This is a genomic window from Edaphobacter bradus, from assembly GCF_025685645.1.
Lineage (GTDB): Bacteria > Acidobacteriota > Terriglobia > Terriglobales > Acidobacteriaceae > Edaphobacter > Edaphobacter bradus.
Genome location: NZ_JAGSYF010000001.1, coordinates 871,557 through 891,427, shown reverse-complemented (window position 1 = coordinate 891,427; position 19,871 = coordinate 871,557). Strand labels below are relative to the sequence as shown.

At 60.0% G+C, this 19,871-nt stretch carries 20 protein-coding genes; 12 read left to right on the top strand and 8 right to left on the bottom strand.

What is annotated here, in order from left to right:
- Nucleotides 1–59 precede the first annotated feature (59 nt).
- From OHL16_RS03730 to OHL16_RS03720, 3 genes are read left to right on the top strand one after another with little or no spacing between them, the layout of a single operon-like run.
- On the top strand, nucleotides 60–563 hold the full coding sequence (locus OHL16_RS03730) for an RNA polymerase sigma factor (RefSeq protein WP_263365721.1): 504 nt from the start codon (nucleotides 60–62) through the stop codon (nucleotides 561–563).
- Complete coding sequence (locus tag OHL16_RS03725; RefSeq protein ID WP_263365720.1) at nucleotides 560–1,084, top strand: hypothetical protein; 525 nt, start codon at nucleotides 560–562, stop codon at nucleotides 1,082–1,084. Before OHL16_RS03730 ends, OHL16_RS03725 begins: the two co-directional genes overlap by 4 nt.
- Nucleotides 1,085–1,123: 39 nt before the next feature.
- Complete coding sequence (locus tag OHL16_RS03720; RefSeq protein ID WP_263365719.1) at nucleotides 1,124–2,116, top strand: aldo/keto reductase; 993 nt, start codon at nucleotides 1,124–1,126, stop codon at nucleotides 2,114–2,116.
- Nucleotides 2,117–2,186: 70 nt separating this feature from the next.
- Here OHL16_RS03720 and ribB read toward each other — a convergent pair whose 3' ends face one another.
- The 3 genes from ribB to OHL16_RS03705 form a co-directional block, all read right to left on the bottom strand.
- The gene (gene ribB / locus OHL16_RS03715; protein WP_263365718.1) at nucleotides 2,187–3,332 is read right to left on the bottom strand and encodes a 3,4-dihydroxy-2-butanone-4-phosphate synthase; all 1,146 of its coding nucleotides are present in this window, start codon (nucleotides 3,330–3,332) and stop codon (nucleotides 2,187–2,189) included.
- A gap of 110 nt (nucleotides 3,333–3,442) precedes the next feature.
- Nucleotides 3,443–3,670, bottom strand: coding sequence for a hypothetical protein (locus OHL16_RS03710; protein ID WP_020710367.1), 228 nt, complete (start codon nucleotides 3,668–3,670; stop codon nucleotides 3,443–3,445).
- Between the two features lie 314 nt (nucleotides 3,671–3,984).
- Complete coding sequence (locus tag OHL16_RS03705; protein WP_263365717.1) at nucleotides 3,985–4,479, bottom strand: rhodanese-like domain-containing protein; 495 nt, start codon at nucleotides 4,477–4,479, stop codon at nucleotides 3,985–3,987.
- A 139-nt stretch (nucleotides 4,480–4,618) separates the two neighbouring features.
- Between OHL16_RS03705 and OHL16_RS03700 the strand changes: the two genes are divergently transcribed.
- Together OHL16_RS03700 and OHL16_RS03695 are read left to right on the top strand one after the other, a co-directional pair.
- Complete coding sequence (locus OHL16_RS03700) at nucleotides 4,619–7,045, top strand: RecQ family ATP-dependent DNA helicase (protein WP_263365716.1); 2,427 nt, start codon at nucleotides 4,619–4,621, stop codon at nucleotides 7,043–7,045.
- Nucleotides 7,046–7,127: 82 nt separating this feature from the next.
- Nucleotides 7,128–7,634, top strand: a complete 507-nt coding sequence (locus OHL16_RS03695) for a PaaI family thioesterase (RefSeq protein WP_263365715.1) — start codon at nucleotides 7,128–7,130, stop codon at nucleotides 7,632–7,634.
- An 11-nt stretch (nucleotides 7,635–7,645) separates the two neighbouring features.
- Here OHL16_RS03695 and OHL16_RS03690 read toward each other — a convergent pair whose 3' ends face one another.
- A complete protein-coding gene (locus tag OHL16_RS03690) occupies nucleotides 7,646–8,395 on the bottom strand; it encodes a glycosyltransferase (protein ID WP_263365714.1) in 750 nt (249 codons plus the stop codon).
- Nucleotides 8,396–8,586: 191 nt separating this feature from the next.
- Between OHL16_RS03690 and pdxS the strand changes: the two genes are divergently transcribed.
- From pdxS to pdxT, 4 genes are all read left to right on the top strand, one after another.
- Nucleotides 8,587–9,540 (top strand): pyridoxal 5'-phosphate synthase lyase subunit PdxS, encoded by a 954-nt coding sequence (gene pdxS / locus OHL16_RS03685; protein ID WP_263365713.1) that lies wholly within the window; start codon nucleotides 8,587–8,589, stop codon nucleotides 9,538–9,540.
- Nucleotides 9,541–9,610: 70 nt separating this feature from the next.
- Complete coding sequence (locus OHL16_RS03680) at nucleotides 9,611–9,997, top strand: hypothetical protein (protein WP_263365712.1); 387 nt, start codon at nucleotides 9,611–9,613, stop codon at nucleotides 9,995–9,997.
- A gap of 375 nt (nucleotides 9,998–10,372) precedes the next feature.
- Nucleotides 10,373–10,708 carry a VOC family protein gene (locus OHL16_RS03675; protein WP_263365711.1) on the top strand — a complete coding sequence of 112 codons (336 nt, stop codon included), beginning with the start codon at nucleotides 10,373–10,375 and terminating at the stop codon, nucleotides 10,706–10,708.
- Nucleotides 10,709–10,960: 252 nt separating this feature from the next.
- Nucleotides 10,961–11,572 carry a pyridoxal 5'-phosphate synthase glutaminase subunit PdxT gene (gene pdxT, locus OHL16_RS03670; RefSeq protein ID WP_263365710.1) on the top strand — a complete coding sequence of 204 codons (612 nt, stop codon included), beginning with the start codon at nucleotides 10,961–10,963 and terminating at the stop codon, nucleotides 11,570–11,572.
- Here pdxT and OHL16_RS03665 read toward each other — a convergent pair.
- Genes OHL16_RS03665 through OHL16_RS03655 form a run of 3 tightly spaced genes read right to left on the bottom strand, consistent with a single transcriptional unit; the run spans nucleotide 11,569 to nucleotide 14,096 of the window.
- The gene (locus OHL16_RS03665; RefSeq protein WP_263365709.1) at nucleotides 11,569–12,777 is read right to left on the bottom strand and encodes an aminotransferase class V-fold PLP-dependent enzyme; all 1,209 of its coding nucleotides are present in this window, start codon (nucleotides 12,775–12,777) and stop codon (nucleotides 11,569–11,571) included. The two genes, pdxT and OHL16_RS03665, sit on opposite strands and share 4 nt — an antisense overlap.
- Complete coding sequence (locus tag OHL16_RS03660) at nucleotides 12,774–13,625, bottom strand: tryptophan 2,3-dioxygenase (protein WP_263365708.1); 852 nt, start codon at nucleotides 13,623–13,625, stop codon at nucleotides 12,774–12,776. Before OHL16_RS03660 ends, OHL16_RS03665 begins: the two co-directional genes overlap by 4 nt.
- 57 nt (nucleotides 13,626–13,682) lie before the next feature.
- Nucleotides 13,683–14,096 (bottom strand): helix-turn-helix transcriptional regulator, encoded by a 414-nt coding sequence (locus tag OHL16_RS03655; protein ID WP_263365707.1) that lies wholly within the window; start codon nucleotides 14,094–14,096, stop codon nucleotides 13,683–13,685.
- Nucleotides 14,097–14,228: 132 nt separating this feature from the next.
- Here OHL16_RS03655 and OHL16_RS03650 point away from each other — a divergent pair, with 132 nt between their 5' ends.
- The 3 genes from OHL16_RS03650 to OHL16_RS03640 are packed head-to-tail and all read left to right on the top strand — an operon-like array spanning nucleotide 14,229 to nucleotide 17,636.
- Entirely contained in the window at nucleotides 14,229–14,981 is a 753-nt protein-coding gene (locus OHL16_RS03650) for a cupredoxin domain-containing protein (RefSeq protein ID WP_263365706.1), read from the top strand.
- Entirely contained in the window at nucleotides 14,978–16,828 is a 1,851-nt protein-coding gene (locus tag OHL16_RS03645) for a cytochrome c oxidase subunit I (RefSeq protein ID WP_263365705.1), read from the top strand. The genes OHL16_RS03650 and OHL16_RS03645 overlap by 4 nt, the downstream gene beginning before the upstream one ends.
- 34 nt (nucleotides 16,829–16,862) lie before the next feature.
- Nucleotides 16,863–17,636: a cytochrome c oxidase subunit 3 gene (locus tag OHL16_RS03640; protein ID WP_263365704.1), complete on the top strand. Its 774-nt coding sequence runs from the start codon at nucleotides 16,863–16,865 to the stop codon at nucleotides 17,634–17,636.
- A gap of 302 nt (nucleotides 17,637–17,938) precedes the next feature.
- On the opposite strand, the gene OHL16_RS03635 is transcribed toward OHL16_RS03640, so the two are convergent.
- Nucleotides 17,939–19,711 (bottom strand): tRNA nucleotidyltransferase/poly(A) polymerase family protein, encoded by a 1,773-nt coding sequence (locus OHL16_RS03635; RefSeq protein ID WP_263365703.1) that lies wholly within the window; start codon nucleotides 19,709–19,711, stop codon nucleotides 17,939–17,941.
- Between the last annotated feature and the right edge of the window lie 160 nt (nucleotides 19,712–19,871).

Below are 19,871 nucleotides of genomic sequence, written 5' to 3'. Positions count from 1 at the left end.
GGGAATCAGCCATACCGAGCCTAGCAACCGCCGACGTGACGCGGACAATTGAACCGCCCATGGACAGTGACGCATTCGCCCTGTTCTACGAGCGCTCAGCCCGTCCGCTTTGGGCGTATCTGGCTCGGGTCTCAGGTGACCACGCGCTGGCCGACGACCTTATGCAGGAGAGCTACGTGCGCTTCCTCTGCGCATCACGGCCCGACGACGGCGAGGTAGCCAGCCGGCGGTACCTCTTCCGCATCGCCACTAATCTCCTGCGCGATCATTGGCGCCGTCCAGCGTCCACTTCAATCGACGATCTGCCCGAAGAGCTCTTCGCCTCGCACGACACCACAGGCCATATCGTCTCGTCCTCAATCCTCGGTCCGGCACTGGCTCGCATGCGCCCCCGCGACCGGCAGCTTCTCTGGCTGGCTCACGCCGAAGGCTACTCACATCGCGAGATTGCCGAGGTCACCGGGCTCGGTATAGCCAGCATTCGCCTTCTGCTCTTCCGCGCAAGGCGCAGAATCGCGCAGCTATTGCGCGAACAGCCTCCTGCAGAACGGAGCAAGCCATGACCCTTAAAGGATGCTCACGTGAAAAAGAGATCTCGGATCTGCTGACAAGCGGACACTGGCCCCATGCCTGCAGGTCTGAGCTGCGCGCCCATGTCGAGACCTGCCGCGCGTGTAGCGACCTGATTCTCGTCACGCGCACATTCCAGACCTCGCGCGAGCAATCCACTGCGATGGATCGCCTCACTCCCCCCGGCGTGCTCTGGTGGCGGGCACAGCTGCGCCGAAAGAGCGCGGCTCTTGAGCGCATCAGCAAGCCTGTCTGGGGTGCACATATCTTCGCCCTGTCGATCAATCTTTTGATCGCGGTTGCATTTGTTGGGTCCCAGGCGAAGCTCGGCCTCCACTGGTTCTCATGGCTGGAGAGCCTCGCTAACTCCTCCATGTTCCACTTCGAAACGCTCTGGTCTCTGACGTCCACACAGGTCGGCTGGAACCTCGCACTCGTGGTATCAGGCCTTGCAATCCTCGGAATACTGAGCGGAGTGATCCTTTACCTGGCATCGGACAGGCAGGAAACCTAGCCGATCGAATCTTATCTCCACTCCGCTCATCTAAAAGCGATGGAAAAGGTCAAACTCGGTTCACAAGGCGCGGTCGTCTCCCGAATGGGACTCGGTTGCATGGGAATGAGTGAGTTCTACGGTGAACGCAACGACGTTGAATCCGCGGCAACGATTCTCCGCGCACTTGATCTCAGCATCAACTTCCTGGACACCGCGGACGTCTACGGAATCGGCGACAATGAGGAGCTCGTAGGCAAGACCATCCGGCCGCGCCGCGACGAGTTCTTTCTCGCTACCAAATTCGCCAACATCCGTAAAAAGGATGACCCGACTCACTGGGCCGTCTCCGGCAAACCCGAGTACGTCCGTCAGGCGTGCGACGCCTCGCTGAAGCGTCTCGGCGTTGATCACATCGACCTCTACTACCAGCACCGTGTCGATCCCAACACTCCCATCGAGGACACCGTTGGCGCCATGGCCGAGTTAGTGAAGGCCGGCAAGGTCAAATACCTTGGCCTCTCTGAGGCCTCACCTGCGACCATCCGTCGCGCACATAAGGTGCACCCCATCACTGCCCTCCAGAGCGAGTACTCCCTCTGGGAGCGCCACGTTGAGGCGGAGATTCTGCCCACTGTTCGCGAACTCGGTATCGGCTTTGTTCCCTACAGTCCCCTTGGTCGTGGCTTCCTCACCGGAACTATCAAGAAACAGAGCGATCTTGGCCCGGCAGACTCTCGTTCTCAGCGTTATCCGCGCTTCGCTGGCGAGGCCTTCGACAAGAACCTGGTTCTTGTCGACCGCGTCCGCATTATCGCCGAGCGCAAGGGAGCCACGCCTGGTCAGCTGGCCCTCGCATGGGTTCTCGCCAAAGGCAACGACGTCGTTCCGATCCCTGGAACCAAGCGCCGCAAGTATCTCGAAGAGAATGCTGCCGCAGCTCGCATTCAACTCTCCTCGGCCGAAATCGCTGAGCTCGAAGCAGCTATTCCTCACGAAGAGGTTGTCGGGGAACGATACGCCGCCGCCAATCTTAAGGCGATCGATCGGTAGCCCGCCGCTCAATTAGCAGGCATCGCATGCAAAGACGATGCCTGCTTCTTTTTGTTCAGGATGAATAAGTCTACTGTCGCACTTTTGAAGTCGACACCGACACCTGCTCCACGATCTCGATTCCGAACCCCTGCAAGGCAGGCACATGCGTCGGCGTATTTGTAAGCAGCCTTATCTTGTGGATTCCCAGGTCTGACAGAATCTGCCCGCCCAGTCCCACCTGCCGCAGCGTTCTGTGCGCTCGCTCTTCGCACTTCTCCTTCGATCGCTGTTCGCGGTGAAAAATCACCCGATGCGGCGTAACTCCCTTGTCGATTCCAAACCCCGCTGACCCATTGTGCAGATACACCAGAGCGCCACGCCCCGACTCCGCGATCATCCTCAGTGAGTTCTCCACCAGCGACTTGCAGTCGCACAGCGTCGTCCCGAAGGCATCACCTGCGAGGCAATGTGTGTGCACTCGTACCGTCACGGGTGAATCGCCGGCCACGTCGCCATAGACGAGGGCCACATGCGACTCGCCGCCCTCGACCTCGCTCTCATAGGCAATCATGCGGAACTCGCCATGCGCCGTAGGCATCACCGACTCGGCAACGCGGTGGATGTACCGCTCGTTCTGCAGCCGATAGCGAATCAGATCGGCGACCGTCACCATCTTCAATCCATGCTCTTCGCAGAACTTCACCAGGTCAGGCACCCGCGCCATCGTGCCGTCGTCGTTCATGATCTCGCAGATTACGCCCGCAGGAATCAATCCGGCCATGCGCGCGAGATCCACCGAGGCCTCAGTCTGCCCTGCCCTCACCAGCACACCACCTTTGCGCGCGCGCAGCGGAAATACATGCCCCGGCCTCGCCAGGTCCTGCGCTGTCGACTTCGGATCGATCGCAACCTTGATGGTGTGCGCGCGGTCGGCCGCCGAGATGCCGGTTGTCACACCTTCTCTCGCCTCAACGCTCTCCGTAAACGCCGTACCGAAGCGTGACGTATTCTCTTGCGTCATCGGCCCCAGTCGCAGATAGTCTGCGCGGTCCTCCGTCAGAGTCAGACAGATGAGTCCGCGCCCATACTTCGCCATGAAGTTGATCGCCTCCGGAGTAACAAACTCCGCCGCGAGCGTGAGGTCGCCTTCGTTCTCGCGATCCTCATCATCGACCACCACCACCATCCGCCCCGCTCGAATCTCAGCGACAGCCTCCGCAACTTCTGCAAACATGGGCATCCCTCCGGCGCGTGCCACATCTTTCGACTCATCTCATCCTACATTCGACGCAAAAAGAGACGCCGCCCACATTCGGGCGGCGTCTCCAACATCCTGCGCCGAAATTAAAGCGTGGACTCTATCTCAAATCCCCAAGCCTCAAGCAGAGCCTCCGGGATGTACTTCGAATTCTTATTCCTGCGAGCCCACTCGCGCAGCCTCGTCGACCGAACATACTGGTCAGGCGTCAGCTTGAACTCTTTTACGACCTGTTCAAACGATGTTACCGTTGGGACGACCGGGCCAATAGGCTCAGGCTTGCCCCAATTCGGATTTCCACGGCGCTTTGCCATATCTGTCAGTACCTCTTCGTGTTTTGGGTTTGTTTCAGACTCATGAACGACCAGAGAGAGAATGGACAACCTTATACATTCTAAGGCATTTAAGTGTGAAAATCAACGTGGTCACCCATTGATGCAGACTCCGGAGGGAGCAACTGCGGCCAGCCGCGCAACCCTTTTCTTTGCATCAGTTGTGTTGCCTCGTGAAACGGAGAAGTCTCCAACGGCTCCCCCTCTCCTGCTTCGGGGGCAGGCTAGGGACCAGCGAAGGGTAACCAATGACCCCATTACTCCACCGAAGCCCTCACCGGAACCGAGCCCCTCAGCTAGCTTGCCGTGTCGAGATGGAAGGGGCGATCATACCGTTCCACCGGATAGCCCTTCGCCTTCCAGGCCGCCAGCCCGCCTCTGAGCAGCTTCAGTCGCGTGAAATTCAGTGATCTGGCATGGCGTACGATCGCGCGGCTGGTCTTCTCTCCATCGCAAGTACAGTAGACGACGGCGTCCTCTTCCCGCGGAATCAGCGATGGATTGTCGAGCAGATCCTTTGGCGGAATCCTTACCGAGCCAGGAATGATCTCCGTGTGTGCGAGAAGATCCAGTGGCTGCCGCACATCGTAAACAGCCACCTTCTGTTGTGCCTCAATCAACCCGTGCAGAACCTCAGCATCGATGCTGTTCTGCTCCAGTTCCCTTCGCGTTCTCTGCCGGCTGACCCATACACTCAGGAAGACCGCAAGACACAGCACTACGGCGACAATCGCAATCAGGAGCATCTCCATCCCTCCCAGCCTCTCGGCAAACCAACTTATCTGATTCATCAGCAAACCGCGAAGATTCCCCTTTCGTCAAGCGCAGAGGACGATGCCTCCCGGCCCTTCCACCGAGTACCTCACCTTGTTCCCCAGAGCCTGACGTCTCATACCTGAAGGCAAGCAATATGCGAAGATAAGCAGGTTCATGGACCTCTCCGGCCTTCTTCACAAGACCTTCGGCTTCCCCACATTCCGGGCCAATCAGGAAGCAGTCTGCCGCGCCGCCACCGAAGGCCGCGACGTCCTCCTTGTCATGCCGACGGGCGCCGGCAAGAGCCTCTGCTACCAACTCCCCGCCATCGCCCGCGGAGGCACTGCGCTGGTCATCAGCCCGCTCATCGCGCTCATGGACGACCAGGCCGCCAAGCTCTCCGCGCTCGGTCTCAAAGTCGCGCGCATCCACTCCGGACTCTCCCGCGAAGACTCCCGCCAGGCCTGCCGAGACTACCTCGACGGCACGCTGCAGTTCCTCTTCATCGCGCCTGAGCGCATGCGGGTCCCCGGATTTCCCGAGATGCTCGCTAGACGCAAGCCCGCGCTCGTCGCCATCGACGAAGCCCACTGCATCTCGCAATGGGGACACGACTTTCGCCCCGACTACCGGACGTTAGGCGATCACCTGCCTTCGCTACGACCCGCTCCAGTCATTGCGCTCACCGCCACGGCCACGCCCGCCGTTCAGCGCGACATCGTCGCACAACTCCAGCTTCGCGATCCCGCGCTCTTCATTCACGGCTTTCGTCGCCACAACCTCGCCATCGAGGTGGTCGAACTTTCCAAGCCCCGCCGCAATGAGTTCACCGTCAATCTGCTCAAAGCGCAAGAGAACCGTCCGGCCATCGTCTACGCCCCTAGCCGCAAAGCCGCCGAAGAACTCGCATCGCTGCTTGGAGGCAGCGCTGCTGCCTATCATGCTGGACTCGAGCCCAGCGTCCGCGAGCGCGTCCAGCGCCACTTCCTCAGCGGCAAATTAGAAGTTGTCGTCGCCACCATTGCCTTTGGCATGGGCATCGACAAGGCTGACGTCCGCACCGTCGTCCACGCCGCGCTGCCCGCCAGCGTTGAGGCCTACTACCAGGAGATCGGCCGCGCAGGACGAGACGGCCTGCCCTCGCGCACCGTTCTGCTTCACAGTTTCGCCGACCGCAAGATGCACGACTTCTTCCTCGAGCGCGACTACCCCGCTCCCACTGAACTCGCACGCCTCGCCGCCGTCCTCACCGATGAGTTTCAGATGCCCGACGTCTTGCGCCAGAACCTCAAGATGGACGTCGAGACCTTCGCCCGCACCTCAGAAAAGCTCGTCGCGCAGGGCGCAGCCAGCTTCGACATTGCTGGCAACCTCCGTTCAACCGGCCAGAGAAACTGGCGCTCCGGCTACGACGCGCAGCTCGCGTTCCGCCGCGACCAGATCGACCGGATGATCCAGTTCGCCGAGACCCCTCAGTGCCGCATGGCCGCACTCGTCCAGCACTTCGGCGACACCGCTGACGGCCTCCGCCCCTGCGGCCACTGCGACTTCTGCTCCCCCGAACGCGCCACCGCCCAAACCTTCCGCGCCCCCACCGCACAAGAAGAACGCCAGCTACGCGCCATCCTCAACGCCCTCCAGGGAACGCCTCCGCGAGCCACGGGCAAACTCCACACCGATCTCGCCCTCGGCGTCGACCGCAAGCAGTTCGACGCCCTGCTCGAAGCCCTTACCCGCGCCGGCCTCATCACGCTCTCGCCCGATACCTTCACTAACCCAGAAGGGCAGCTCATCACTTTCAAGCGGGCCTCACTTACTCACGAAGGGCGTAACCTCTCTGCCGATGAGCCGCTCGCAATCCATCTCAAAGACGCGAGTGATCCAAGCGCCACAAGCGGCCGTAACGGTTCTCACCGAGCAAAACCATCCTCTGCAACTCGCAGAGTTCCCAAGGCTGAATCAACGGAGCCTTACACTCCCGATCAGAAGGCACTTGAGCAGCGCCTACGCGAGTGGCGCAAAGCCGAAGCGGCGAAGACCGGCAAGCCCGCATTCATCGTCTTCGGAGACTCGGTCCTCGAAGCGATCGTCCGCTCCTGCCCCACAAATATCGACAGCCTGCTCAACGTCTCCGGAATAGGCCCCGAAAAGGCAGACCGCTACGGAGCCGCAGTTATCGCCCTCTGCACATCTCAACCCGTTCCGGCCGAGTACGGCATCACCGTCACGCCATCACGCACAAAACGAGCCAGCAGCAGATCTCCAGCCTCAAAACCGGAGCCTCGTCCCACGCGCAATCATCAGCAGATCGCACTTGAACAACCTGCCGAAACCTTCACCCGCCCACGCGCCGCCGACAGCAACCCCGCCGAAGCCCTCACTCCGGCCCAGCAGGCGCTCGATCAACGCCTACGCGACTGGCGCAAGTTTGAGTCCGAAAAGCTCGGCCTTCCACAGTTCTTCGTCCTCGGCTCGTCCACGCTTCGCAGCATCGTACTGGCTCGCCCCCAGACTCTCGCTCAGCTCAAAGCCGTCGACGGCCTCAGCCTCGAGAAGCTGGAACGATTCGGCGCGGGCATCCTCGAAGCCTGCAACTCATAGCCACAATCGCCTGTATCCGATTTAGAAAATGAATCGCTATTCATTTTCATGCATCTCCTGTGGTAGTGTGCAGGCACATCGCATGGTATCCCCCGACACAACCCGCCACACCCCGGTCTCCCTCGAACGCAGCAACCCCACGATCGATGAGCGAGCGAACTACTGCTTCGGCTGCGGCCCTGCCAATCCTCAAGGACTGCATCTCGTCTTCACCACGGACACCTCAGATCCCGGCTTTCCCGTCGCTACGTGTCACTTTCAGCTTGACCGCTTCCACGAGGGCCCGCCCGGGCACATCCACGGTGGCATCGTCGCCGCGCTGCTCGATGAAGCGATGAGCAAGATCAACCGCCCGCTCAACGTCCTCGCCATGACGCGTCACATGGAGGTCGACTATCTTAAGCCGGTCCCGCTCTACCAACCGCTTGTTCTCACCAGCCGTCACCTTCGCCGCGATGGTCGCAAGCTCTTCCACGAAGCCGAGATTCAGAACTCGGACGGAACTACTCTCGCCCGCGCGAAAGGCCTCTTCATCGTCGTTGACGAAAAACTCCTCGCTCTGGCAGGCCTCACCCAACCGGAAGACTGATCGAGCCGCTTCTAGATCTCAGCCTCTTCCCAATACCCCTGATCGCGGAGAAAGTAGCCGTCATCCCAGCTGTGCATCATGGTCTTAAAGAACATCCACACCATCCGGCCATGTCCCAGCTTCTGAAATCTACGGTTTGTCGTCAGAATTTTTCCACGCACAATCCTGAATCTCGTTCGCGCCACGCCCTTCGACAAGAGGTAATCTTCGGCGAACAGAGCCCGTTCATTGAATCCACCAAGCGCCCAGAACGCCTCGCGGTCGAAGAGCATAAACATCCCCGTCGCAAACGGCTTTAGAACCGACCCCACACGCTGCATCAGGTTGTTGCCCATGTACAGGGCGTCGTCGAAGAAGCTCCCTTCGCGGCAGGCGATGTTCGTTGTTGCCAGGTGGAGCTTACGCCGGCGCATCCGCCACAGCGCGCGCCGCAGCAGCGTAGGCTCGGGAAGCTCAACATCTGCATCCAGAAAGAGGACATAAGGCGTCGTCGCCAGCTTTGCCCCCGCATTCCTCCCGACCGAGGGCAGTCCGCCCCGGATCACCTCTACGGCCAGCCTGTCCCGAAAGCTCAGCGCCAATTCAACGGTTCCGTCCGTGGAGCCCGCATCTGCCACGATCACCCGGGTCGTGCTCATCCCCTCGTAGTCCTGCCGTGTCAGCGAGTCCAGCAGCCTAGGCAGCATCTGCGCCTCGTTCTTCGCTGGGATCACAATCGTCAGCTCTGCGTGCATCCGCACCTCCAGACCGTCGAAGATCATCCTGCCTCAAGAAGCGGCTGTAACCCGTCAATCACATTTGAATATTCAGCAAATCTTTCTACGTGGACTCCCGGCAATCAACCCGCAGGCTGAATCTTCATCACGCGGCAACAAAGCTGATAAACTGAAGTTTCTCGCGGCAATCGTCCTTACAACACAACGCGCGACCGCGACTCTCAAGGAGATTCGTCATGGCAGACCACACCACCAACGGCAACCTCGGCTCATCTTCCCTCCGCCTCAAGACCGGGCTCGCCGAGATGCTCAAAGGCGGAGTCATCATGGACGTCATGAACGTCGAGCAGGCGCGTATTGCCGAAGAGGCTGGTGCCACCTCCGTGATGGCGCTTGAGCGCGTCCCTGCCATGATCCGCGCCGAGGGCGGCGTCGCCCGCATGGCTAACCCCAAGCTCATCAAGGAGATCATTGGGTCCGTCTCCATCCCGGTCATGGCCAAGGCCCGCATCGGACACTTCGCCGAGGCCCAGGTTCTCGAGCAGCTCGGCGTCGACTTCATCGACGAGTCCGAAGTCCTCACCCCCGCCGATGAGACCTTCCATATCGACAAGCACGCCTTCACCACCCCATTCGTCTGTGGAGCACGCAACCTCGGCGAAGCCCTGCGCCGCATCGCCGAAGGCGCAGCCATGATCCGGACGAAGGGCGAGGCAGGCACCGGAGACGTCGTCCACGCGGTCCAGCACATGCGCCAGATCGTCCGCGAGATGCGCGCCCTCACCGTCCTTGATGAGTCCGAGCTCTACAACGCCGCCAAGGTCCACCAGGCTCCCTACGAGCTGATCCGCATGGTTGCAAAGGCCGGCAAGCTGCCCGTCCCCAACTTCTCAGCCGGCGGAATCGCCACCCCTGCCGACGCTGCTCTCATGATGCAGCTAGGCGCCGAGGCCGTCTTTGTAGGCTCGGGAATCTTCATGAAAGAACGCGCCACACCGCTCGACGTGGAGAAGAACCCCAAGGAGCGCGCCGAAGCCGTCTCCCGCGCCAAGGCCATCGTCATCGCGACCACGCACTACAACGATCCCAAGATCGTAGCCGAGGCCAGCGAGACCGTCACCGGCACAATGAAAGGCCTCGCCGCCGCCGCTCTCGAAGAGTCTGAACTCCTCCAGACCCGCGGCTGGTGAGGACTGGCCGTCCAGGCACACGCGGCCTCCGGCCGCAAAAACGATTCACACGGGTTCCGGCTCTTTTGCCTTGTCATTCCGCAGCGCAGCGGAGGAATCTGCTTTTCAACTCCACGATGGTGTCATCTCCGCCCACGATGGTGTCATCCTGAGCGAAGCGGCGCGAGCCGCCCCTTGGTTCCTTCTTCGCTATTTGCTCCAACTCTTGATCGCTGAAGCCTCCGACAGTGCGCAGCCCTGTGTCGCGTTCTTTGCCGGTAGAACGGGATTGAAGCACACTGCGCTGATTGCACAAAAAGCAGAGGTCATCATAGATGGGCGCTGCGCAAGTACGATTCAAGTTCTTAAACGTGAGGCTCGGTGTGCCCTGAACCTTGAGCCGGAAGTGCACGTCGGCGGCACAGATACATTAAGAGGCCCGATGCAATTGCTGTTGCCGGCGCAACTTCGAAAATGAATGTTAGCCAGTTGTATTCGGCAAAGAACGTTGACGGGAAAATGACGTTCAAAGAAGACGGTGAGCGCCAGCCCAATAGAGCATAAAGAGTGAGCGATATCTGGATCGCAAAGCCAGTTCTCTGCATGACTATTGCGAGGCCGCACTGACGCTTTGCACCGAACCAGATTGCCCATGAAGAAGCGAGGGTCGCAACCAATGCGGTTCGTAAGACGGCGATAGCTTGTTCGAAATGGTTCTTGAAGGGATCGACTGTTCCTGCGCCCAACAAACCCAAAAAATAGATTATGGCCAACCCGCAGCATATGCAGGTTCCCGCCCGTATGCTCGCGAAAGCGGAGTATCGCGAATTTTCCTTCTGCTAGTCGCCACGATTTGCCTTTCATCGCAGGTTGCATAAGTCCGCTATCAACCTGCCACCAACTGGTTTCTGAATTACGCTACAAGGACGGCGACAGCTATGCCTTCATCCACCGCGACGGCCAGGAACTCCACCTCCGTTCCACCCCCTCTCTCGATCCAGCCAGCAACCCCACCACTACCTACTTCTTTTTGAACGAAGGCACCGCCTCCTCACTTGAGTCCGAGTTCAAAGCCGCCGGAATCGAGTTCACCCAACCTCTTAAGCCGCGCGAATGGCGCATGAACGAGTTCGTCCTTCACGATCCCGACAGGAACCAGTTGATATTTGGTGAAAATATTAAGTCATAAGCTGTCTGATATCAATAAGTAACGAGCAACTTCATCAGTTTTGCCTCAGAAAACGTCTGTCAAGTCCTGGAATCACATAACACCTACAAAACAAAACACTTCCTAAGTGCCGATTAATTCCGCGCAACTCTCTATACTGGAAGTAGCGACAAAAATCGCTGTTAGACGCTACGGCAGCAGCGGATCGTACAGGAAGTACGAACCTAAGTTCAATTTTTCGAATACTTTGCACAGAAAGGTAGGGGTGGGGGGATGAACGCGGCAACAGAGCCAAACACGAAAGACAAGCCGATTATAGGCGTCCTCGCCCTCCAGGGCGCATACGAAGCCCACGCCCAGACCCTGCGCACACTCGGTGCAACGCCCAAGCTCGTCCGCCTCCCCGAGGACCTCAATGGCCTCGACGGCCTCATCATGCCCGGCGGCGAATCCACCACCATGCTCAAATTCCTCGAGCAGCGCGGCTTCTTCGAGACCCTCAAGACCTTCGTCCACACCACCCCCACCTTCGGGACATGCGCCGGAGTCATCCTCCTCGCCAAAGACGTCACCAACCCCGCGCAGAAGTCTCTCGACGCCCTCGACGTCACAGTCGAGCGCAACGCCTACGGCCGCCAGATCGACTCCACCATCCTCCACGCCGAATCCAAGCTCCCCGGCGGCCCACTCGAGATGGTCTTCATCCGCGCCCCGCGCATCACCCGCACCGGTCTCACGGTCGAAACCCTCGCCACCCGCGCGAACGACCCCGTCCTCGTTCGCGAGGGCCACATCCTTGCCGCCACCTTCCACCCCGAGCTAGGCCACGACACCCGCGTCCACCAGCTCTTCCTCGACTTGGTCCGAAGCCACACGGCCGACTAGCCACGGCTTATCAATCGGCCTAATACATCTGCCGCGAAGCGCAACTCCTCATCGCGGGTCAGACAGTCGGGACAAAGACGAAGCCACTCGCCTCGCGCATCGCAAACTATTCCCTCCCGCTCAAGCCGTGCAGGGAACTCCATCGCGTTCGCAAGCCGGATGGCAAGGAATCCACCGTGGCCTTCATCGCCGCCTGTCACTGCGCTAATACCGGCAGCGGCGAGGTAGCCACGCAAGGCGTTAAGCTGCTGCAGGCTGTACTCGCGAAGTCTCTCAACCCCCATGGCCAGGGTGAACTCCGCGCCGCTGCGGGCCTGATACCAAGTAAGCACCGGCGGAGTGGACTCGAGAAAAGCGCCGCCGCCCGGCTGGAGAGCAGGCAACTCTGGCCGGTCATATCCAAAGGTATCCGAGTTGGCAAACCATCCCATATCAAGCGGACGCAAGCCGCTCTCAAGCACCTCAGGCTCTATGTACAGAAAACAGGCCCCAGGCCCGCCCCGAAGATATTTGTAACTCCCACCAATCACAAAGTCCGCGCTCATCTGTACCACGTCGACAGGGATAACCCCAACAGCATGGTAAGAGTCGACGAGCAGCTTAGCTCCGCGCTCATGACAAGCTTTCGCTAGCCTATCCAGGCCAGCGACGATCTGGCCGGTCATAAACATGACCTGAGACACCACAACCAGGTCCGCTCCATCATCCACTGCTTCGATCAGTGATCCTACGGCGAAGTCGCCTTGTGCATCTGGCTCGACCCATTGCAGCGCGATACGCCCCAGCGCAGCATACTGCTTCAAGATCACGTCGATCGAGTCGAACTCCCCTCGCGTACTGATCACCCGTGGCCGACCCGGCAGCGCGTTCAATACGGCCCGCAGACCCTGGCCCGCTGAAGTCTTCGGAACAACGCAATCAGCACGGGTAGCGCCGATAAGCGTTGCAACCCGCGCGCGAAATGCCTCCCGTTCCTCCAGCCACCCATCCCACGCATCGCCGAGTTTGCCGTACCACAGCGCGATCGCTTCGGCGATGTCATCCGTCATCACATTCAGCGGCCGTCCTAGCGAGTGGTTCGCCAGATAGGACGACTTCCCCGACAGCACACGCGAAAAGAGCGGCGCGACATATTGCTGAATAGGCTCCTCCCGTAACGGACCGCCCCCGATTGCAGACAAAGCCTGCCGGACCTGTGCATTCATCGCTGCGATAGCCCTGTTCGCACCGCAAGCAGTTCCGGGAAGAAGGTCAGCTCCAGAGCCTGCTTCAGGAAACCCACGCCGGACGATCCGCCGGTTCCCGGCCGGAAACCGATGATCCTCTCTACTGTCTTCATGTGGCGGAAGCGCCAAAGCTGAAAATATTCCTCTACATCGACAAGCTTCTCGCACATCTCGTAGGCATCCCAATGCTTGCGAGGATGTTCGTAAATCTCGCGGATCACCTGGACCAGTCCATCGTTCTTGTGGTGCGGCTCACCCCAGTCGCGTTTCATGCACTCCTGCGGAACCGGAAAGCCACGCCTTGCGAGGTGTAACAGAAACTCGTCATACAGGCTCGGCGCTTCGAGGGTTGCCTTCAGCTCGCTATGCAGAACCGGGTCATGAGCAAAGACCCGCATCGCGTCGCGATTCTTGTTTCCCAACAGGAACTCGAGTTTACGATACTGGAACGACTGAAAGCCGGACGCGTTGCCCAGCACTCCGCGGAACTCCAGATACTCCGACGGTGTCAGTGTCTCGAGTACCGCCCACTGGTCGAACAACTGCATCTGAATCAGCTTTGCCCGCGACAGAATCTTGAAGCACGGGTCAAGCTCGTCGCGTTGCACAAAGCGGATCGCAGCACTCAACTCATGAATAAGCTGCTTGATCCATAACTCCGCAACCTGATGCTGGATGATGAACAGCATCTCGTCATGATGGGGCGGCGAAGACAATGGACGCTGCTGCGCCAGCAACTCCGGCAAGCACAGATATCCAGCGTAGCTCAGCCGATCCGCAAAGTCCGTCACAATCCCAGGTTCGAGCGGTCTTTGGTTCTCTTTCATCAGGTTACACTCTACGACTGCTCTGCCAACCTAGGCAAAAACACAGACAGGCGCTGCCTAGACCCGTACAATCATCACCTCAGTCGCCTTCATCAAAGCCGCAGCCGTCTGTCCTTTGCGAAGTTGCATCTCGCGCGCTGCATCTGCCGTGATGATCGACGTAATCCGCTGGTCTGCAATCTGCAGCACCACCTTGGCCAGCAGTCCGCTGAACTTCACCTCAACAATCTGCCCCACCCGTTGATTGCGTCCGCTCACGCGGCGGAACCGTTCCCGCGATGCGGTGTGTTCCTTCTTCGGCGCCGACCTCATCATCTGAGCCAGCACGCTCTGCGGAACGCGATGATGCCCGCCTGGCGTCTTGATCGTCTTGATCTTTCCGCTCAGAATCCACTGCTTGACCGTCGCATAACTGACCCCAAGCGCCGCGGCTGCCTCGCGCGGCTTCAATAGGACGTCCACATCCGCCATTCTCCGAACCTCCACGAAACACTCAGTATAGTGCCGCACGAAAAGCGAATCAGACCTCCCGGCACAATCTCCGCACTAAGCGACGATCTGAACTAACAGTCCTATTGCAGCAAAGGCAGTATCCTTGTTTCTGTGACCTCTCTCTCGCATGCTGCCGCCGATATTCTGGCCTCGTGGTGGCTGCCGGTCGACGCGAGCGCTCACGGTCCCGCGCTCGATCGCCATCTCCTGCTCAATCTTTGGATCATCCTCGGTCTCGCCACCCTCGCTCATATCCTGCTCGTTACCGGCCTCATCCTGCGCCGCGCCTCCGAGCCCCGCAGCCTCTGGCGACTTGAGTACCTCCCGCTCGCCGCCTTCGCCATCCTCTTTGCTGCGCTTGCGGTCAAAGCCGAGCGCCTCTGGGCCGCCACCCGATACACCGGAGCCTCCCCCTCCGCCCTCCAGGTCGAGGTCACCGGGATGCAGTTTGCCTGGTACTTTCGCTACCCCGGTACCGATGCCATCTTTGGCGTCACACGTCCCCAACTCGCCTCGCCCGCGGAAGGTAACCCTGTCGGCATCGATCCCATAGACCCCCACGGCGCCGACGACATCGTCACCTCCGAACTGGTCCTTCCTGCGAACCGCGAGGTCGATCTCCGCCTCCGCGCCGAAGATGTCATCCATGGCTTCTCCATTCCCGAGCTACGCCTCAAGCAGAACGCCGTTCCCGGCGACACCATTCACATCCACTTCACCCCTACCGTTCCTGGGACATACGCCATTCTCTGCACCCAACTCTGCGGCCTCGGGCACTACCGCATGAATGCCACCCTCCGCATCGTCTCCCAGGAGGAATACGTTGCCTGGCTCGCCCAAAGACAAAAGGCGGTCCAGCCATGACACCCAGGCAAAACCCAGCGCCGCAAGCCAGGCCCCAGGCCCAGCCTGCAGCCAAACCCGGCCCTGAGCCCTGGACCATAAGTCCTCGCTTCTCCTTCACAGACCATCGAACCATCGGCCGCCAGTACCTCGCCCTCGCGCTCATTACGGTTGCCGTTGGCACGCTGCTCTCGCTCGTCATGCGACTTCACCTCGTCTGGCCGGACTGGCGATTCCCCCTTCACGGTCCGATCCTGCCGGAGGACTACCTCGCTCTCGTCACCCTGCACGGCACGCTGATGCTCTTCTTCGTTCTCACCACGGCTCCGCAGGCAGGTTTCAGCAATCTTGTCCTTCCCGCGCAGATCGGTGCCCGCCACATGGCCTTCCCCCGCCTCAATGCCGCCAGCTTCTGGCTCACCGCGCTTGCGTTGGTGACTCTGCTCGCCTCGCCCTTCGTCCCAGGTGGCACCGCCATCTCTGGTTGGACCGCCTACCCACCCCTCAGCGCCGTCTCCAGTGCAGGCCCCGGTCAGGGTGCCGGCATGGACATCTGGCTCGCGGCCATTGCCATCTTTTCCATCGCGTCCACTATCAGCTCTATTAACACGCTCGTCACAATCACCGGCATGCGCTGCGAAGGCATGACCTGGAATCGCCTCCCGCTCACTGTCTGGGGATGGTTCACCGCCGCTCTTCTCAGCATCATCGCCTTCTCGGTGCTCCTCGCAGCGCTTTTGCTGCTCTTCTGTGACCGCCATGCCGGAACCAGCTTCTTCCTTCCCACTGGCGACCTCGTCAACGGAGCCCTCCACGTCTCGGGACGCCCTGGCAACGGCAGCCCACTCCTCTGGCTCCATCTCTTCTGGTTCTTCGGACACCCCGAGGTCTACATCGCCATCCTCCCCGGTATGGGACTGACGTCAATGCTGCTAGCGAACTTCTCCTACAGAAAAGTCTTTGCCTACCGCATGATGATCGTCACCACGCTGCTCATCGGCGGCCTCGGCATCCTGCTCTGGGGACACCACATGTTTGTCGCCGGCTTGAGCCCCTTCGCCAGCTCTGCCTTCTCGGTCACTACGCTGGCCATCGCGCTCCCAGCGTCAGCCAAGGTGTTGGGCTGGATTGCGACCGTGTGGCGCTCCCGCCCGCAGTACACCACCGCGATGCTCTTCTCCCTCGGTTTCGTCTCCCTCTTCATCACCGGAGGCCTCACCGGCCCTGTCCTCGCCCAGCCCATCCTCGACGAGTACCTCCACAACACCTTCTTTGTCGTCGCCCACTTCCACCTCATCATGGCCATGGCCGGCGTCTTCGGACTCTTCGCCGCTACCTACTATTGGTTTCCGCTCCTCACCGCGCGCGCTGGCCAGCCTGGCCGCATAATGTCCGAGACAATGGGCCGCTGGCACTTCTGGCTCACCCTCGTTTTTGCTTATTCGACGTTTGTCCCCATGCACTTCACCGGCCTCGCTGGAGAGCCTCGCCACTACGCGCAGCTAACCGGTGTCCCAGGCCCAGGAGGAGCGCTCAGCCCTGCTGGCCATCTCCTCTCGGCCACGCTCCCTCTCAACCGCCACATCACTGCCAGCGCCATTCTGCTGGCCGCCGCTCAGCTCATCTTCCTCTTCAACCTCATCCGCAGTCTTCGTCGTGGAGTTCCCGCTCCGCCCAACCCCTGGCAAGCGACCACACTTGAGTGGCACCCGGGCTTGCATCCCGCCGCCCCTGCCTCGGCATCAGAGGAGCAGATCGTCGTTTACCGCGCTCCATGTCACTATGTTTCGTCAAACCATCACGAGGAAGGTTTTCTCCCGCAGTGGGTCTCTGACGACGACTCTCCACCGGAGTCAAAATCGGAGTAATCTATACCCTCACACAGCCAGTTGAAAGGCCGCCATGCCCCCGACCATTACGCCGATCAATACGGAGCGAGAGAAAAAACACCGCCTCGACGATCACGATGGCGGTCACGGGCGTCGTCCGCCAACCGACAAACGGACCGGCGGCGGAGGCGACAACGACAGCTGGAACGACCGTCCCCAGGGACGCCGCGGCCCGCGTGAAAAGCTAAGCCGCTACCGCATGGCCGTTTTCTTCGCGCTCGCTGGCGACCTCATGTTCTTTATCGCCATCGTCAGTGCCTTCTTTGTCGCCCAGGGCACGGGCCACTACGACGCCTACAACAACTACGTCAATCAGTGGCTTCCCACCGCCATTCCTCCCATCCTCTGGCTCAACACCGCGATCCTCCTCCTGAGCTCAGTCGCCATGGAGATCGCCCGCCGCCACATGTTCCGTGAAAACGACGTCATGGACGAGTGGCTCGGCCTCGGCAAGCCCATCACGCACCGCGCTCTGCCTTGGGTCGCGGCCACGCTGCTGCTGGGGCTCGTCTTCCTCGCCGGTCAGTCAATGGCCTGGCATCAGCTCGCGCTCCAGCACGTATTCTTCCGCTCAAACCCAAGCAGCCACTTCTTCTTCCTCATCACGTACACCCACGCCATACACCTCTTTCTCGGAGTAAGCGCTCTGGTGGCAACGCTCGTCGGTCTCAGCGCCTCGCACCTGCTCGAGACCCGCCAGATCCTCGTCGACTGCACCGCCTGGTACTGGCACGCAATGGGTATCTTCTGGACATTCCTCTTCGTTCTCCTTGCCTTCTTCCAATAGTGCCCAGCCTCTCCTCAATCCGATCAACGCTGACCAGCCTCCTACTGCTGCTATGCCTTGCCACGCCCGCCGTGACCGCTCACGCTCAAGGCTGCACCCAGTGCCGTGACAACACTGCGTCTACTCCCCCGTCCACGCAACGAGCTTACCGCCACGCCATCGTCCTGCTCGCCTTTACCGCCGCAGGCATCTTCGTCGCGGGTGTGACCATGCTGCGGCGCCATCAATAACCGGTTTCTAATGCAAAGCAAGAAGGCCCTTGAACGTAGTCAAGGGCCTTCTTGCTTGAAATCGACTGCCTGCTACCGCCTCTTCTTTACGGGAGCCTTTTTGGCCGGAGTCGGTCGCTTCGCTGCAACCTTTTTTTCAGCCGGCTTGGCCGAAGTCTTCTTAGCTACCGCCTTCTTTAGCGGCGTGGCCTTCTTCGCCGGCTTTGCCGGAGCCTTCTTGGCTGGGGCTTTCTTGGCCGGGGCAGCCTTCTTAGCTGCAACTTTCTTCACGACAGCCGCAGCCTTCTTAGCCGGAGCCTTGGCCGCAGCGGCCGCCTTAGGAGCTGGCACCGCCGGCTTTTTCGCCTCAGCCTTTACCGGAGCAGTTGCCTTCGCTGGAACCGCGGGCTTCTTCTCCTCTCCCTTAGCCGGTTTACCGGTCGGCTTAGCCGCGGCAGCGACCTCAGAAACAGGCACAGCCACCGAAGCCGCTGCGGTCGAGATTTCGACTTCAGCTTTCTTCTTAACTTTAGGCACCTTAGGCTCCTTCTTGGCCGCGCGAGCCCGGCGCAGATGCACCGGCGGCGGAGGAGCCGGCGGAGAATATGGTTCAAGGAAGGCCTTCATCGCCTCAACCGTTCCCAGCTTGCCATCCATCAGCTCAAAGAAAAGCTTCTCTACCAGTTCGTCATACCCGGCAAGCTCCGGAGTAATCCGCATCTCCTGCATCAACGCGTACGGAATCTTCTGCTTCGCCTGCGGCCACTCCGTGTAGAAGGCCTTGAACTTTCCTTGAATCGTCGCGCCCTTGCCCGTATGGGCCGCCCACAGCACAACCTCCGGTCTCGCCGAGTGAATCAGCTTCCACGCCTGCGACGGCAGCGCTGCGCTCTTGCTTGTCAACTGAGCCGCAAACTCCCTGGCCTCTTTGTCCAGGGCTTCAATCTCCTCCACAAACGCCCGCCGCGGGAAGCTCCTCTTCAGCGCAGCCACGTCCTTGGGAGGCATCTTCGCCGTCAGCAACGGGAAGCTCGCCAACGAAATATCCGCATCGATTCCCTGTATATGGAGCTGCGCCTGCGTCTCCCGCAGGCGATCCAGTTCTGCCACATTCGCTTTGCTCGAGCTCACGGAATGGTTCAGATGCTTCATCCACCCCTCGGCCTCTAGCCGCTTCAACACCCGCAGCGGATCGTCCTCGAGGAAGATCTCCTCCAGTTCGTATGACCGCTGGAAGGCTGACATCGCAGAGATGTAGCCCTCCTGCTTGCCGGTCTCGTACCGGGATTGGGTTCTCTCGTCCATCTGCCAACCCAACCGGGCCATGAGTCGTGCCGCCCGTATCATTCGCACCGGGTCCTCGATGAAGCCGTAGGGACTCACCAGCCGAAGCTCGCGGTTCTCGATGTCGGCCACCCCGTTCAGAGGGTCCATCAGCAGCCCATACGACCCCTCGTTCAGCGACAGCGCCATTGCATTGGCCGTAAAGTCCCGTCGGCGCAGATCGTCCAGGATCGTCGCGGGTTTGTACACCGGCTTGCCCGGCTTTGGATACGTTACCGTCAGCGTGCCGCCAATCTCCATCCGGACTCCACCCGGGAACCGAACAAAAAACGACTGCGTCAGCTCCGAGTCCCCGCTGATCTCGCCGCCGGCTTTTTCTATATCTTTCTTTATTTTGAGCGCAGTACCCTGAACAACTACATCAAGGTCTCGCACCGGAGAGCCGCTCGTCAGGTCGCGTACCGCTCCCCCTACAAGAAAGGTCGTAAGCCCTTTTGAACGAGCAACTTCCCTAACTTTTTTCAGCGCCGCCTGCTGCGGCTTCGAAAGCCTGTTTTCAAGCAGATAGATATAATCGGCCATATTCTCTTGTATTTAACTCCGAGCCGGTCTTAAACAGGATCCGCCGCGTAGGAAACCTACCATAAGCCGCAACAAATCAACCGCTTAGAAAGAACATCCAACGGAAACACAAAAGCTGAATGTAACACAGCGTTGCTGAATTGACTACTCTGAACTCAGG

Excerpts from the sequence above, each read along its gene's own strand:
- pdxS (WP_263365713.1), top strand. The coding sequence starts at position 8,587 with ATGGCAGACCACACCACCAACGGCAACCTCGGCTCATCTTCCCTCCGC.
- pdxT (WP_263365710.1), top strand. The coding sequence starts at position 10,961 with ATGAACGCGGCAACAGAGCCAAACACGAAAGACAAGCCGATTATAGGC.
- OHL16_RS03700 (WP_263365716.1), top strand. The coding sequence starts at position 4,619 with ATGGACCTCTCCGGCCTTCTTCACAAGACCTTCGGCTTCCCCACATTC.
- OHL16_RS03660 (WP_263365708.1), bottom strand. The coding sequence starts at position 13,625 with ATGAAAGAGAACCAAAGACCGCTCGAACCTGGGATTGTGACGGACTTT.
- OHL16_RS03655 (WP_263365707.1), bottom strand. The coding sequence starts at position 14,096 with ATGGCGGATGTGGACGTCCTATTGAAGCCGCGCGAGGCAGCCGCGGCG.
- ribB (WP_263365718.1), bottom strand. The coding sequence starts at position 3,332 with ATGTTTGCAGAAGTTGCGGAGGCTGTCGCTGAGATTCGAGCGGGGCGG.
- OHL16_RS03635 (WP_263365703.1), bottom strand. The coding sequence starts at position 19,711 with ATGGCCGATTATATCTATCTGCTTGAAAACAGGCTTTCGAAGCCGCAG.
- OHL16_RS03645 (WP_263365705.1), top strand. The coding sequence starts at position 14,978 with ATGACACCCAGGCAAAACCCAGCGCCGCAAGCCAGGCCCCAGGCCCAG.
- OHL16_RS03720 (WP_263365719.1), top strand. The coding sequence starts at position 1,124 with ATGGAAAAGGTCAAACTCGGTTCACAAGGCGCGGTCGTCTCCCGAATG.
- OHL16_RS03730 (WP_263365721.1), top strand. The coding sequence starts at position 60 with ATGGACAGTGACGCATTCGCCCTGTTCTACGAGCGCTCAGCCCGTCCG.
- OHL16_RS03665 (WP_263365709.1), bottom strand. The coding sequence starts at position 12,777 with ATGAATGCACAGGTCCGGCAGGCTTTGTCTGCAATCGGGGGCGGTCCG.
- OHL16_RS03725 (WP_263365720.1), top strand. The coding sequence starts at position 560 with ATGACCCTTAAAGGATGCTCACGTGAAAAAGAGATCTCGGATCTGCTG.
- OHL16_RS03695 (WP_263365715.1), top strand. The coding sequence starts at position 7,128 with ATGGTATCCCCCGACACAACCCGCCACACCCCGGTCTCCCTCGAACGC.
- OHL16_RS03705 (WP_263365717.1), bottom strand. The coding sequence starts at position 4,479 with ATGAATCAGATAAGTTGGTTTGCCGAGAGGCTGGGAGGGATGGAGATG.
- OHL16_RS03710 (WP_020710367.1), bottom strand. The coding sequence starts at position 3,670 with ATGGCAAAGCGCCGTGGAAATCCGAATTGGGGCAAGCCTGAGCCTATT.
- OHL16_RS03640 (WP_263365704.1), top strand. The coding sequence starts at position 16,863 with ATGCCCCCGACCATTACGCCGATCAATACGGAGCGAGAGAAAAAACAC.
- OHL16_RS03690 (WP_263365714.1), bottom strand. The coding sequence starts at position 8,395 with ATGATCTTCGACGGTCTGGAGGTGCGGATGCACGCAGAGCTGACGATT.